Raw genomic sequence first — 14865 nt, forward strand, 5'->3', positions numbered from 1 at the left:
TGCGCGTTAATAACTCTTGTTCTTGCTTCTTTATTTAAATAATTAGCGTTTAAGGTATAACCATGCTGGAAAAGTGCAGCCGATGAAATAATAGCCGCGCTGGCTTCGGGGTTCGGGAAACGATTTGCCACGAACAGAAAGGTATTTTCAGCTTAATTAAGCTATAGTTTTCTCGGCCTGAAATCTTGCCGCTCCGTGAAGGAATCTGGCCCATTTTTGCTCTTTCTTTACTGGTTCTTGATAAAGTAGACACATCAACCACAATTTAATTCAGTCTTTAGCCTGAAAAATACTGAATAACGATAATTAATCGATAAATATGTCAGACGCAGTGCAGAAAAAATCAGCCCCACACACGCCGATGATGCAGCAGTTCCTGCGCATCAAGGCCGATTACCCGGATACGCTGCTGTTCTATCGCATGGGCGATTTTTACGAGCTGTTTTTCGATGATGCCCGTTATGCGGCCAAACTGCTCGACATCACCCTGACCCGGCGCGGCCAGTCGGCGGGTGAGCCGATCCCCATGGCCGGTGTGCCCTATCATGCCGTAGAGGGATACCTCGCCCGCCTGCTTAAACTCGGCGAGAGCGTGGCCATCTGTGAACAGATCGGTGACCCGGCAACCTCGAAAGGCCCGGTCGAGCGCAAGGTGGTACGCATCATCACCCCCGGCACGGTCACTGATGAGGCCCTGCTCGACGAGCGCCGCGATAACCTGCTCGCCGCCGTGCATCAACACGAAAATGGTTTTGGCCTGGCGACACTGGATATAGGCAGCGGCCGGTTTTGCGTGGTAGAGGTCGACTCAGCCACCGCCCTGGCCAGCGAATTGCAGCGCCTGCAACCAGTGGAGTGCCTGGTGACCGAAAACGCGCCGTTGCCGCTGGCGCTTACCTGCCAGCGTGAACTGGCCCCGTGGTATTTCGAATACCAGGCCGCGCAGCATCGCCTCTGCGAGCAATTCGCCACCCGGGACCTGCACGGCTTCGGCTGTGAGGAACTGAAACTGGCCATTTGCGCCGCCGGCGCGCTGTTGCAATACACGCAGGAGACCCAGCGCACGACCCTGCCCCATATCAATGCCCTGCACATCGAGGCTCCCGCCGACAGTATCGTGCTCGACGCCGCCACACGCCGAAACCTGGAGATAGACACGAATCTTTCCGGTGGTCTGGAACACACCCTGCGCGCGGTCATGGACCAGACCGCCACGGCGATGGGTTCCCGGCTGTTGCAACGCTGGTTGAACCGGCCCGTGCGCGATCACGCGCTCCTCAATGGCCGGTATGCCGCGATCACACGCCTGCGTGAAAACCATGACTGGCAAGCCTGCGCCGAGACCCTGCGTGGCTTCGCTGACATGCAACGCATCCTTGCGCGCATCGCCCTGCGTTCGGCCCGGCCCCGCGACCTGTCGGCCTTGCGGGACAGCCTCGGCCTGTTGCCGACGCTGAAACAACAGCTCGAAGTATTCAGGCAGAAGAGCGACCTGCTGGCCGAACTGAATCGACACATTGACCCGCAGCCCGTCCTCTACCAGCAACTCGAGGCGGCGATCATCGACATGCCACCCGTGGTCTTGCGTGATGGCGGGGTCATCGCCGAGGGCTATGACACCGAACTCGATGAACTGCGTGCCCTGAGCCGGGATGCTGATCAGTACCTGCTCGACCTCGAGCAACGTGAACGCAAACGCACCGGCATCGCCACCCTCAAGGTCGGATACAACCGCGTGCATGGTTACTATATCGAGATCGGCAAGGCGCAAAATACCGACCGCATCCCGCCCGAGTACGTACGCCGCCAGACCCTCAAGGCCGCCGAGCGCTTCATCCTGCCGGAATTGAAGGCATTTGAAGACAAGGTCCTGAGTAGCCACGAACGCGCCCTGGCTCGGGAAAAGGCCCTGTACGCCGCGCTTCTCGAGGATATTGCCGCAGATCTCGCCGGTCTGCAGGCTACCGCAGGGGCCGTCGCCGAACTGGATGTGCTGCAGAATCTCGCCGAACGTGCTGAGAACATGCAGTTTATTGCGCCGAAACTAAGCCAAACGGCTGGCATTGATATCCGGGCCGGGCGGCACATCGTGGTCGAACAGGCCCAGGATGGCCCGTTTATCGCCAACGATACCCGACTGGACCGTGAGCGGCGGATGTTGATCGTGACCGGACCGAATATGGGCGGCAAATCAACCTATATGCGCCAGGTGGCCCTGCTCGTTATTCTCGCCCACATTGGTAGCCATATCCCGGCAGTTTCAGCGACAATCGGCCCCATAGACCGCATTTTCACCCGCATTGGTGCCTCGGATGACCTGGCTGGCGGGCGCTCGACCTTCATGGTCGAGATGACCGAGACCGCCAACATCCTGCATAACGCCAGCGCCCAAAGCCTCGTGCTCATGGATGAGATTGGCCGCGGCACCAGCACCTATGATGGCCTGGCGCTGGCCTGGGCCTGTGCCGAGAAACTGGGTGAGGCCGACGGCCCCTTTACCCTGTTTGCGACACATTACTTCGAACTGACCCGGCTGCCCGAGGCGCACCACGGCCTTGCCAATGTGCATTTTGATGCCGCCGAGCATGACCAGGGTATTGTTTTTCTTCATGAACTCAAGGAAGGGCCGGCCAGCCGCAGCTACGGCCTGCAGGTAGCTGCCCTCGCCGGGCTACCCCGAGACGTCCTTGCGCAGGCCCAACTACACCTGAACCGGCTGGAAAATTCCCCCGCCAAGCCGATCCCCTCAACCGCAACAGCGCAAGCCGCTGACCCTGTCCGCGAGGCACTGGCCGGTCTGCAACCGGATGAAATGACTCCGAAACAGGCCCTCGATGCCCTCTACCAGCTGCAACAACAGCTCGAAAGCGAACAATAAGCCGTTAATAAAGCCCTTTCAGTGGCAGCAATATCCCCTTGATCTATATTTAAGTTACTCATCCCGCTGCCGATAGAAATTAGCAGTCAACTACTAAATAAGTATAAATCAACCAGCCCGGCGACCTTTATATTAGGAAACAGCTTGAATATTCAATCCTTAACCACCTTGTCCCTGCAAAAACGGATTACCCTCATCGCCCTTCTCGGCATGCTGCTGGTGGCCGTGACAATGGCCATCGCTGACCGGCTGACCTACCGGGCTGCAGAGGTGCGTTTTAACCACGCCCAGCTGCAAACGCAAAACATGCTCTGGCAGCGCATTCTAAAGGATCAGTTCGAGCAGAACGCCCTGGGCATGGCCAGCCTGCGCCGGGAGCGTTTTATCAGCAAGGCCCTTGTTGAAAATGATAAGGCGCAGTTGCAGGAACGCGCCGATAATCTATACAACAACCTGCTGGCCAGTGAAATTCTGCAACACATGCAAATTACCAACAAGCATGCCGAAGTGGTTTACCGAACCGATGGCATTGAGTATGCAGGCAAGAGCCGCATGGCCGTTATTGCCCAGACCCTGGCCTCAAGCAAGGTAGTCAGTGACATTGGTACAGATGCGAATGGTGATATCAACACGATTACCAGTTTCCCGCTTTTTACCAATGGTGAACTGATCGGTAGCGGGGTCTTCATCCAGAGCCTGCGGCCAGCTGTAGAAGCCTTGATCAATAAAGACCGTGACGATGCGAAAAGAACAGATCCATCCAATCTGCTTGAGGCCTTTGTCATCAGAGCGGACGGGGAACCACAGTACACCTCGAATAAAGAACTCTATAATGCCTTTAATGAAAAATTTAAAAACCTCGATACAAAATCCATTCAGTACCTTCATGCCGCAGACAAGGTATATACCGTTTCATTGAGTCCGTTATTCACTGCCGACAATGTGAGGCTCGGAAACCTTATCGTCGCACGTGATACTACAACACAATATATGGCTAACCAGAATGCGCAATGGCTGGCCTATTCGTTAATCGCATTGGGCATTCTTGTGACAGCCGCCTTTCTCCTGATTTATATCCGGCGGTCTTTCCATCCCATGGTAAATCTGCTTGCTACTGTACGCAATCTGCATGCGGGTGACATTGATGCCCGTGCAAGCATCTCGCGCATGGATGAGATTGGCCGGCTTAGTTCGGCATTCAATGACATGGCCGACAACATGGCCGAGGTCATTAATCATGAACGTGAGGGCAAGGAGGATCTTGAGGAACGGATCAATATCCTGCTCGAAGTTGTGCAGAAAGTCAGCGACGGCGATCTGAGTGCCGAGATGATGGTCTTTAGCGGCACAGATGAAATCGATCAGCTTGCCCGCGGTATTGGAAACATGATCAACAGTCTCAACCAGCTGGTGTCACAGGTGCAGCAGGCCGGCATCCAGGTCACCAGTTCCGCCACCGAGATCGCGGCCACCGCCAACCAGCAGCAGGCCACGGTCACCGAACAGGCCGCCGCCACGCAGCAAATCATGGCCACCGCCACCGAGATCTCGGCGACCTCGCGGGAGCTGGCCTCGACCATGCGCGAGGTCGCCGGCGTTGCTGACCAGACCGCGCACTCCGCCACCGACGGCCAGCAGGCCCTCACCAGCATGGAGTCCACCATGCGCCTGATGAGCGAGGCCACCGCCTCGATTACCTCGAAGCTCGCTGTGCTCAGTGAGAAGGCCGCCAATATCAATACCGTGGTCACCACCATCACCAAGGTCGCCGACCAGACCAACCTGCTCTCGCTGAACGCCGCCATCGAGGCGGAAAAGGCCGGCGAGTACGGACTGGGCTTCTCCGTTGTCGCTACCGAGATCCGCCGACTTGCCGACCAGACGGCTGTCGCCACCTGGGATATCGAGCAGATGGTCAAGGAGATGCAGTCGGCCGTGAGTGCCGGGGTCATGGGTATGGACAAGTTCTCTGAAGAGGTGACCCGCGGCGTGCAGGATGTACAGCAGATCAGTGGCCAGCTGGCCCGTATCATTGACGATGTGCAGACCCTGACACCGCGCTTTGAAACCGTTAATGAAGGCATGCAGAGCCAGAGCCTCGGTGCACAGCAAATCTCCGAGGGCATGGTCCAGCTTAACGAGGCCGCGCAGCAGACCGTCGAGTCCCTGCGCCAGTCCTCAGCCTCTATCGATACACTCAAGAACGCCGCGCATGACCTGCAGAAAGGCGTGTCGAAGTTCAACACCAGTCCACATAGAGCCTGATGATTATGGGCAAAAAAATCACGACTTTATTCCGCACACTTCACTACTTGCCGGTGAAGAAGAAGATGTACATGGGCTTTGGCGTGGTAGTGCTGATATTGAGCATTGTGCTGATACAAACCCTTGTTGGCCTGACTTCGGTCTCAACCTCGACACGAAATGTGCTCGAGAAGCATCAGCCGGCAATGATAACCGCCCTCAAACTCTCGGAGAAAGTGAAAGATTCCCTGAGTAGCCTGGGGTTCTTTTTATTGAGCAAGGAAGATGTCGACAGACTTCAGTACGAAACACAAATCGCTGATGTCAGCCGTCTTGTCCAGTCATTAAAAGCAAATGATTCTCTACAGGCCGACAAAAGCATTGCCTTGCGCATAACGCGGATAGAGGATTTTCTCGAACAACTTGCTGAAGTCCAGGCGACCATGATCGCTGTCTCTTCCAGCCAGTTAAAGAATTTTCCGGCGGTCAATTATTCCGATCAATATGTCAACCCTGTCAGCCAGACTGTTTTACAAAAACTACAACAGATCATAGATTCTGAAAATGAGGAATACGGTAAACAGGCACGTGCCGGGATCATCTCTTACACAAACCGGATGCGTTATACCTGGGCGCGAATGATGAGTGAACTGCGTGCCTTTCTTGGCTTTCGCACAATAACTAATCATGAATCCATAAACGATCAGCTTGCCGTATTCATCAAGGACCTTGATGCCTTATCTGAAGAATATGCGAATAAATTCACCTTCGAGCAGGAAGAGGCTCTCGAGGTACTCAATCAACAATATAAGAAATTCATACCGGAAATCGCTCATATTGCGGCCATCCACGGCAGTGACGCATGGCGCCAGGATGCGGATATTTTCAGAACCCGGGCACGCGCGCATATTGTAAACCTGAATAACGAAATCGATGCCCTTGTCAACGAACTTGTAGATACCACCAGAATCCACGGAGAACAGCTCAGTAATGAGGCCACCACCATCAGCCTGCGAATTACCGGCATGCTGCTGATCGGCATTATCGCCGTGCTCGTGCTGGCCAAGCTGCTCGCCACCGGTATTATCCGGCCAATGAGCGAAGCGGTGGACGCCGGGATCACGACGATTAATAACGCCGTTTCTTCCCTCTCTGGTGAATCCAGTCCTATTAGCCCTGACAAGGGTGGTGACGAAATCAGCAATATGAAGAATACCTTTGAGGTGATGTCAAAGACGCTCGCTGACGCCATTCAACATCAGCAGGACTATACTGAACAACTGCAGACACACGTCGACATGATCCTTGATAACGTTAACAAGGCCGCGGCAGGGGATCTGAGCACGGATCTTGCCAACTTTACGGGCACAGAGACCACTGATGAACTGGCCCATGGCGTCCAGGCAATGATCAACAGTCTCAACCAGCTGGTGTCACAGGTGCAGCAGGCCGGCATCCAGGTCACCAGTTCCGCCACCGAGATCGCGGCCACCGCCAACCAGCAGCAGGCCACGGTCACCGAACAGGCCGCCGCCACGCAGCAAATCATGGCCACCGCCACCGAGATCTCGGCGACCTCGCGGGAGCTGGCCTCGACCATGCGCGAGGTCGCCGGCGTTGCTGACCAGACCGCGCACTCCGCCACCGACGGTCAGCAGGCCCTCACCAGCATGGAGTCCACCATGCGCCTGATGAGCGAGGCCACCGCCTCGATTACCTCGAAGCTCGCTGTGCTCAGTGAGAAGGCCGCCAATATCAATACCGTGGTCACCACCATCACCAAGGTCGCCGACCAGACCAACCTGCTCTCGCTGAACGCCGCCATCGAGGCGGAAAAGGCCGGCGAGTACGGACTGGGCTTCTCCGTTGTCGCTACCGAGATCCGCCGACTTGCCGACCAGACGGCTGTCGCCACCTGGGACATCGAGCAGATGGTCAAGGAGATGCAGTCGGCCGTGAGTGCCGGGGTCATGGGTATGGACAAGTTCTCTGAAGAGGTGACCCGCGGCGTGCAGGATGTACAGCAGATCAGTGGCCAGCTGGCACGCATCATTGACGATGTGCAGACCCTGACACCGCGCTTTGAAACCGTCAATGAAGGCATGCAGAGCCAGAGCCTCGGTGCCCAGCAAATCTCCGAGGGCATGGTCCAGCTTAACGAGGCCGCGCAACAGACCGTCGAGTCCCTGCGCCAGTCCTCAGCCTCTATCAACACACTCAAGAACGCCGCGCATGACCTGCAGAAAGGCGTGTCGAAGTTCAAGGTCGGATAATATTCCAGGCCCGGGAAATATTGGCAATGCTATTACTCAGTTTCAATATCAGCAACGAGCGTTATGTAATCGAAACTGTCAATGTTATCGAGATTATCCCCATGGTCCTGCTGAAAATAATACCCGGTGCCGGCAAGGTAGTGGCAGGCATGCTTAATTATCACGGGCAGGCTGTGCCCGTTATTGACATCAATGCCCTGTGCAATAGTGATGTTGTGAAAAAATCACTCACCAGCAGAATCATCCTGCTTCGATATAAGGAAAAACACATACTCGGCCTGCTGGCAGAGCGAGTGACAGAGACCCTGCACATTAATGACAGCGAATTTAACGATATCGGCATCAAGGTCAGTGACTATGACTTTCTGGGTAAGGTTGCCGAGCATGACGATAGCCTTTTGCAGTTAATCAATATCGAAAACCTGCTATCCGAAAGTCTTGAAGGAGCACTTTTTTCTACTGCGTCACCATTCGGCGGAGAATAAGAGCCCGATATCATGCCGAAACAATTAATCGCCAACAGACTGAAAAATGCCATGGGACTACATACCCCCACTGTCGGCATGATTACTATTTCAAGTGCGATAGACAGACGTATGCGCGCCCTGCAGCTGGATGATTGTGCGCAATACCTGGTAAACCTCGATAACGACCCCGGCGAAATGCAGAAGCTCATCGAGGCCGTCATTATCCCGGAAACATGGTTCTTTCGCGATGCGATTGCCTATAAGAAGCTGCTTGAATATTTGCGCACAAGACAGTCTGCCGTATATAAATCGCAACTGAGAATTCTTAGCATACCCTGCTCCACCGGCGAAGAGCCCTACTCTATCGCCATGCTGCTGGCGGATAACGGCTTTGAGGTTGGGACATATAGAATCGACGCCGTCGATATCAGCGAGAAACTGATTCAGAAGGCGAAACTCGGCTCGTATGGAAAGCATTCATTCCGGGCGGAGGATTTATCCTTTGTAGATCGACACTTTACCAGGTACGAAGACAAATTCATGCTCTCTGATGCGGTCAAGGCACAGGTCAATTTTCATCATGCAAACCTGCTTGATGCTGATTTCCTGCCCGGATATGATATCTATGACGTCATCTTCTGCAGAAACCTGCTGATATATTTTGATGGCCCGACCCAGGCACGGGTGTTCTCGGTGCTTGCCCGCCTGCTGAAGAATGACGGCATCCTGATACTCGGTCATGCTGAAACCAGCCAGCGGTCCGCGGGGCTTTTTGAAACAGCCAGTAACCTCGGCCCCTATATAAACCGTAAGGCTTCTAAAACACCTGCGATACCACGCGCGTCTGACAAGGCAGGTCCAATCAGCAATAAAAATGCCGCACTTGCCGATAAACAGGTGCCCGCTGAACTACCGGAGTCTGGTCTCGATAGCCCACTGGAAAAGGCTTTCGCCCTTGCCAACGAAGGGCGTGTTGAAGAGGCTATAGAGCTGGGCCTCGCCTGTGTGCAACATGACAGGTTTTCCAGTCGCGCGCATTATTTACTCGGCTTGCTCTATGATATCAGTGCTGATACCAGCAAGGCTGACGACTATTTGAAAAAGGCCCTGTACCTGGACCCGAACAATATTGAGGCGCTCATTCACCTGTCGCTGATGGCCGAACAGCGCGGCGACAGTGACGACTCCGAGCGTCTGCGCAACCGGGCCGAACGTGTCCAGAACAGAAACAGACTATCATGAGTGAAACACATACAAACACACCTGCGTTCGATGACTGCTGGAACAGCATAGGTGTCTGGCGTCGTGGCGAAGTTCGTTGCGACAAGCTGGATGAGGTCATCCATTGCTATAATTGCCCGACATACGCAATGGCCGGGCGTTCACTTCTGGACAGGGCGGCACCAGAGGATTATGCACAGGAATGGACTAATGTACTGGCGCGCGAGAAGGTCATCCAGGAAAAAAATCTGGAATCGGTGGTTGTTTTCAGGCTTGGTGCGGAATGGTTGTCACTGCCTGTATCCATGATTGGCGAGATCACCCTTATGCGGGACATTTTCGATCTGCCGCATAACCATAATCCCAAACTTCGTGGCATCGTCAATATACGCGGCAAGCTTGTTATCTGCATGTCACTCGGTTTCCTGATCGGCGTGGACCGACCGGATGAAGACTGGCTGAAGGCTGATCGTTCCATACAGAGGCTTATCATGATGCGCGAAGGCAGCGGTTACATTGTATTCCCGGTTAGCGAAGTGCATGGGATTACACGTCATCATGCTGATGAGTTAAACATGGCGCCGGATACCGTCAAGAAAAAGAATCTGAATTTCATCAAGGGCATTATCAAATGGCAGGACCACAATGTCGGTTGCATTGATGAAACAGCGTTAACCGCCGAGATTGCAAACAACCTGAGATGAGTAACGATAAATACAATCCGGCCACCGACCCTGTCATGCTTGACTTGTACCGACAGGAAGTCGAAACCAATACCCGCGCAATAACAGAAAACCTGTTAAACCTGGAGCGCAACAACGATGTTCCAGTGGCCGCGGAAGCCATGATGCGTGCCGCACACTCTATCAAGGGTGCGGCACGCATGGTCGGCTTCGACAGGGTGGTGGAGCTTGCACATACAGTTGAGGATTGTTTTGTCGCCGCGCAGGACGGCGAGATAAAAATCGAGGAGGCTCATATCGACATTCTTTTAAAGGCTGTTGATATGATCACGGATATTTCCGAGGGTCGCACCGAGACCCTCAATGATGAGGTTGTCACCTCTCTCATGGATTCCATCAGTGCTATCGTATCAGGTGGCATGTCAGCGCCACCGGCTGATGTCCCCCACGACAACAGCGCGCCGGACAATGACATGCTGGAAATGTTCAGGACGGATGCCCTGTCTTTGTCTGCGAAGATCGACGCCACGATTGTCGGTCTTGAGGGAGCAGTCCCGTCCAATGATGAATTGGCTGCCATACAGCGCGACGTGCACATGTTTATCGGCGGTGCAAAACTGGCCGGACAGGATACCCTCGCCAGGTTCGGCACGCTGATAGATGAGCAGCTGCTTGCCTATATCGAGAGCAATACAGCCATTAGCGCGGAGGCCTTCGCTACCTTCCAGGAACTGCTGCAAACCCTGATTGACTGGGCCGCAGGTGACGCCAGCCACGATCTTTCGAACGTCACCGACTTACTCGCAAGGATGCGCCTTGAGCCCGACACAGTGACTGAGTCGTCAGACGTGCCTGCATCTGTATCAAAGCCAGAAGAACCTGCTTTATCTGTCCCTGTTGCGGATTTACAGGACACGTCTATACGGATCAGCACACGCCGCATGAACAGGCTTGTCGGTCTGGCCAGTGAAAATGTTGTCGAGGCGCGCTGGGTACGTTCGCACGCCGATGCCATGCTGGTTTACCGGCGCAGGCAAACCGAGTTAATCGGTGCCCTCGATAACCTGCGTAACTATCTCGACGAGGCGAACGTGCCTGAACATATCAACGAGATATTCAGCGAGATCCAGCGCCGCAGCAATGACTCCCGTGCCTATCTCGCTTCCAGGCTGACAGAGCTGGAGGACTTTGACCGCCGTGTTACCGGCCTCTCGGAACGCCTGAACCATGAAGTCCTGCAGACCCGCATGCGCCCCTTCGCTGATTGCACGCGCGGTTTCGACAGGATGCTCAGGGATTTGGCCCGCGACCTCGGCAAACGTGTCGAGCTTTCGATTGACGGCGGCAACACCCAGGTTGACCGGGAGATCCTCACCCGCATTGAGGCGCCACTTAACCATATCCTTCGCAACGCAGTCGACCACGGCATTGAGAGTGTCGAAGAACGCACCCGGCAAGGTAAACCGGCGAGTGCGAAGATCAACATTACTGCTGCCCACAATATGGGCATGCTTGCCATCACCATTACAGATGACGGCCAGGGGGTAAATATTGATTCCCTCCGGCAGCGTATCGTCGACCGCCAGCTGGTTTCCGCCGAAATGGCTGCCAACCTTAATGACCATGAATTACTGGACTTTCTCTATTTACCGGGCTTCTCTACCCGTTCGGCAGTCACCGAGATTTCCGGTCGCGGCGTCGGTCTCGATGTCGTGCACAATACGATTCAGGAAATGCGCGGCCAGATCCGTACCTCGTCTGTTTTCGGTCACGGCATGCGCATCCAGCTCATGTTACCGCTCACGCTTTCTGTCATTCGCAGCCTGTTGCTCGAGATAGGCGGCCAGCCATATGCCATTCCACTGGCACGAATCAGTTCCATCCATACCCTGACCAGGGGTGAAGTTGAAAACATCGACGGCAAGCAGTTTTTCACTCTCAACGGCAAGCACATTGGCCTCGTTGATGCTGCCCAGGTTCTGGAAAGCAAGAGTGTCTCCAGCTTCAGCGACTTCCCGATTGTGGTGCTCGGTGACCGGCAAACACGTTATGGTCTGGTCGTCGACAGGTTTCTCGGCGAACGTGACCTGGCAGTACATATCCTGGACTCGCGCCTTGGCAAAATACGCGACATCAGTGCAGCGACACTTCTCGAAAATGGTTCTCCGGCACTCATTATTGATGTCGATGACATTATCCGTTCTATCGAACTTCTCATATCCGGAGAACGATTAAACACCATTGAACACGCAAGCGGAAGCCATACACCACTGGCAAAGAAAACCATCCTGGTCGTTGATGATTCCATTACGGTGCGCGAAGTTGAACGGAAACTGCTTGAATCGCGTGGCTACAATGTCGATGTTGCGGTAGACGGTATGGATGGCTGGAATACAGTGCAGAGCGGCGATTACAATCTTGTCATCAGCGACGTCGACATGCCACGCATGAATGGCATTGAATTTGTCACGATGCTGAAAAACAATTCCATATATAAGTCTTTACCCGTCATGATCGTTTCCTATAAAGATCGCCAGGAAGACCGTGATGCAGGACTGCAGGCAGGTGCAGACTATTATTTAACGAAAGGAAGCTTCCACGATGACAGCCTCATAGAGGCGGTTATTGACCTGATAGGTGAACCATGAGTATGCGTATAGCAATTGTCAATGATAATGAAGGCAATTTACTTGTTCTTTCCAGAATACTGGAAAAGCAGTCCCCGCATAAAATTGTCTGGCTGGCGAAAGACGGTGCCGAGGCAGTGGAAAAGTGTCTTAATGACACGCCTGATATCATCCTCATGGATCTGGTCATGCCGGTTATGAACGGGGTTGAAGCGACCAGGCTAATCATGAACCAGTGCCCCTGCGCGATACTCATTGCGACGGTGTCGGTTACCACCAATGCCTCAATGGTATTCGAGGCCATGGGGGCAGGTGCCATTGACGCGGTCAAGACCCCCGTCCTCGGCGATTACAATACCGATCATGATAGCCAGCTTCTCCTGCAGAAGATTGCCACGATCCAGAACCTGATCGCCCCGGGTAGCAGGACTAATCGCAGTATGCGCGCCGAGGAAGCCACCCCCGAACCGATTTCCAGCAGTACGCCGATTCTTGCCATCGGCGCATCAACCGGCGGACCGGCTGTGCTGGCCACTATCCTCGGGCAACTGCCGGTGGACTTTCCTGTTCCGGTAGTCATTATCCAGCATGTCGACCAGTATTTTGCGCGCAATTTTGCCGAATGGCTTGATAAGCAGTGTCCGCTTTCTGTCCGCATTGCCAGGGACGGTGATACACCCGAGGCAGGCACGGTACTGATTGCCGGTACCAACGAACACCTGGTTATGCAACCGAACAAACAACTGACTTATGCCGAGTCGGCCACAGAAAGTCATTATAAACCCTCAGTGAATGTCTTCTTCGAGAGCCTGGCAAAACACTGGGACAGTTATATTATTGCCTGCCTGCTCACTGGCATGGGTCGCGACGGTGCCGCCGGCCTGATGCAAATCCGGCAAAAAGGCGGCTATACTATCACCCAGAACGAGGATACCTGTGCCGTTTACGGCATGCCCAAGGCGGCCGATGAGATGGGCAGTTCCATGCAGTCTCTCGCGCCAGGTGATATTGTTCAGTCTGTCATGGATTTACTCGAACATAAGAAAAGCAACAAGGCAGATCAGGCATGACATCTGAAATGAGCACCAACAAGTGTATTGTCCTGCTCGTCGATGACCAGCCCATTATTGCGGAAGGCATACGCCGCATGCTGGAAGATGAAAGCGACATCATTTTCCACTACTGCGATGACCCCAATCGGGCAATCAAAATGGCCGCCGAGATTGACGCCACCGTCATCCTCCAGGACCTGGTGATGCCGGATATCGATGGCATGACCCTGGTGCGCTTTTATCGCGCCAACCTGGATACTCGCAACATCCCGATCATTGTGCTGTCGAGTAAAGATGACCCCCAGATCAAGAGTGACGCCTTCACCAACGGTGCCAATGACTATCTCGTCAAGTTACCAGATAAAATCGAACTGCTGGCCCGTATCCGCGCCCATTCACGCAGTTACCTGACCCAACTGGAGCGTGATGCGGCCTTCCATGCCCTGCGTGAAATGCAGAAACAGCTGGAGGAGAGCAATCGCGAATTACAACGGATTTCCGCCCTTGATGGCCTCACCGGGCTGGCCAACCGCCGTCACTTTGATGAACAACTGGAAAAGGAGTGGCGTCGTGCGCAACGGGCGAATCTGCCCCTGTCACTCATCCTCATCGACATTGACCACTTCAAACCCTATAACGATACCTATGGCCACCTCGCGGGCGATGAGTGCCTGCAACAGGTCGCCCAGTCGCTGAAAGAAAGCATCGTGCGCCCGGGTGACCTGGTGGCCCGTTACGGGGGGGAGGAATTTGTTGTCATCCTCCCGGAGACCAAGGTCGAGGGTGCCTGCGTGGTGGCCGAAAACCTGCGCAAGAACATCGCCGCCCTGCAGCGTGCCCACAGTGCCTCGGATACCTCGGAACATGTCACTATCAGCCTCGGCGTCGCCCAGGCCGATTTTGCCGGCATGCCCGCCCTCGATGATCTGATTGAACAGGCCGACAAGGGTCTCTATGAGGCCAAGGAAAGTGGGCGCAATCGCTATCAGGTTGCTTAAGGGTTATTCCGGGCTCGCTCACAGCCGTTTTCCACGGTAGAATCGGGTTAATCCTTTCCCAACAACAATACTGATGCCATGACCTTCGTCGTTACTGAAAATTGTATCAAGTGCAAATATACCGACTGCGTCGATGTTTGCCCGGTGGATTGTTTCCATGAGGGGCCGAACTTCCTTGTGATTGACCCCGAGGAATGCATTGACTGCACCCTGTGCGAGCCGGAATGCCCGATTGCGGCTATTGTTGCCGAAGATGACGTGCCGGATGATCAACAGCAGTTCATCGCCCTCAACGCCGAACTGGCCAGGGAATGGCCGGTTATCGATACGGTCAAACCGCCCCCTGATGATGCCGATGAGTGGAAGGACGTCCCCGACAAGCTCCAATACCTTGAGCGTTAATCACGCGCACTCTCCGTAAG

General features: G+C 54.4%; 10 protein-coding genes. All 10 read left to right on the top strand.

Features of this window, described 5'->3' with window-relative positions; translation table 11 throughout:
- The first annotated feature begins 319 nt into the window (after positions 1-319).
- The 10 genes from mutS to fdxA all read left to right on the top strand — a co-directional run bounded on the left by mutS (position 320) and on the right by fdxA (position 14845).
- Positions 320-2878 carry a DNA mismatch repair protein MutS gene (gene mutS / locus RQ738_RS04480; RefSeq protein ID WP_314162387.1) on the top strand — a complete coding sequence of 853 codons (2559 nt, stop codon included), beginning with the start codon at positions 320-322 and terminating at the stop codon, positions 2876-2878.
- A 144-nt stretch (positions 2879-3022) separates the two neighbouring features.
- Positions 3023-5143 carry a methyl-accepting chemotaxis protein gene (locus tag RQ738_RS04485; RefSeq protein ID WP_314162388.1) on the top strand — a complete coding sequence of 707 codons (2121 nt, stop codon included), beginning with the start codon at positions 3023-3025 and terminating at the stop codon, positions 5141-5143.
- A 5-nt stretch (positions 5144-5148) separates the two neighbouring features.
- Complete coding sequence (locus RQ738_RS04490; protein WP_314162389.1) at positions 5149-7395, top strand: methyl-accepting chemotaxis protein; 2247 nt, start codon at positions 5149-5151, stop codon at positions 7393-7395.
- Between the two features lie 26 nt (positions 7396-7421).
- Positions 7422-7880: a chemotaxis protein CheW gene (locus tag RQ738_RS04495; protein ID WP_314162390.1), complete on the top strand. Its 459-nt coding sequence runs from the start codon at positions 7422-7424 to the stop codon at positions 7878-7880.
- 12 nt (positions 7881-7892) lie between these two features.
- The gene (locus tag RQ738_RS04500) at positions 7893-9104 is read left to right on the top strand and encodes a CheR family methyltransferase (protein WP_314162391.1); all 1212 of its coding nucleotides are present in this window, start codon (positions 7893-7895) and stop codon (positions 9102-9104) included.
- On the top strand, positions 9101-9787 hold the full coding sequence (locus tag RQ738_RS04505) for a chemotaxis protein CheW (RefSeq protein WP_314162392.1): 687 nt from the start codon (positions 9101-9103) through the stop codon (positions 9785-9787). The genes RQ738_RS04500 and RQ738_RS04505 overlap by 4 nt, the downstream gene beginning before the upstream one ends.
- The gene (locus RQ738_RS04510; protein ID WP_314162393.1) at positions 9784-12414 is read left to right on the top strand and encodes a hybrid sensor histidine kinase/response regulator; all 2631 of its coding nucleotides are present in this window, start codon (positions 9784-9786) and stop codon (positions 12412-12414) included. The genes RQ738_RS04505 and RQ738_RS04510 overlap by 4 nt, the downstream gene beginning before the upstream one ends.
- Entirely contained in the window at positions 12411-13463 is a 1053-nt protein-coding gene (locus tag RQ738_RS04515) for a chemotaxis response regulator protein-glutamate methylesterase (protein ID WP_314162394.1), read from the top strand. The genes RQ738_RS04510 and RQ738_RS04515 overlap by 4 nt, the downstream gene beginning before the upstream one ends.
- Positions 13460-14443 carry a diguanylate cyclase gene (locus tag RQ738_RS04520; protein ID WP_314162395.1) on the top strand — a complete coding sequence of 328 codons (984 nt, stop codon included), beginning with the start codon at positions 13460-13462 and terminating at the stop codon, positions 14441-14443. Before RQ738_RS04515 ends, RQ738_RS04520 begins: the two co-directional genes overlap by 4 nt.
- A gap of 78 nt (positions 14444-14521) precedes the next feature.
- Positions 14522-14845, top strand: coding sequence for a ferredoxin FdxA (fdxA, locus tag RQ738_RS04525; protein ID WP_314162396.1), 324 nt, complete (start codon positions 14522-14524; stop codon positions 14843-14845).
- Positions 14846-14865 lie beyond the last annotated feature (20 nt).

The organism is Sulfuriflexus sp., assembly GCF_032250955.1.
Taxonomy (GTDB): Bacteria; Pseudomonadota; Gammaproteobacteria; order AKS1; family AKS1; genus Sulfuriflexus.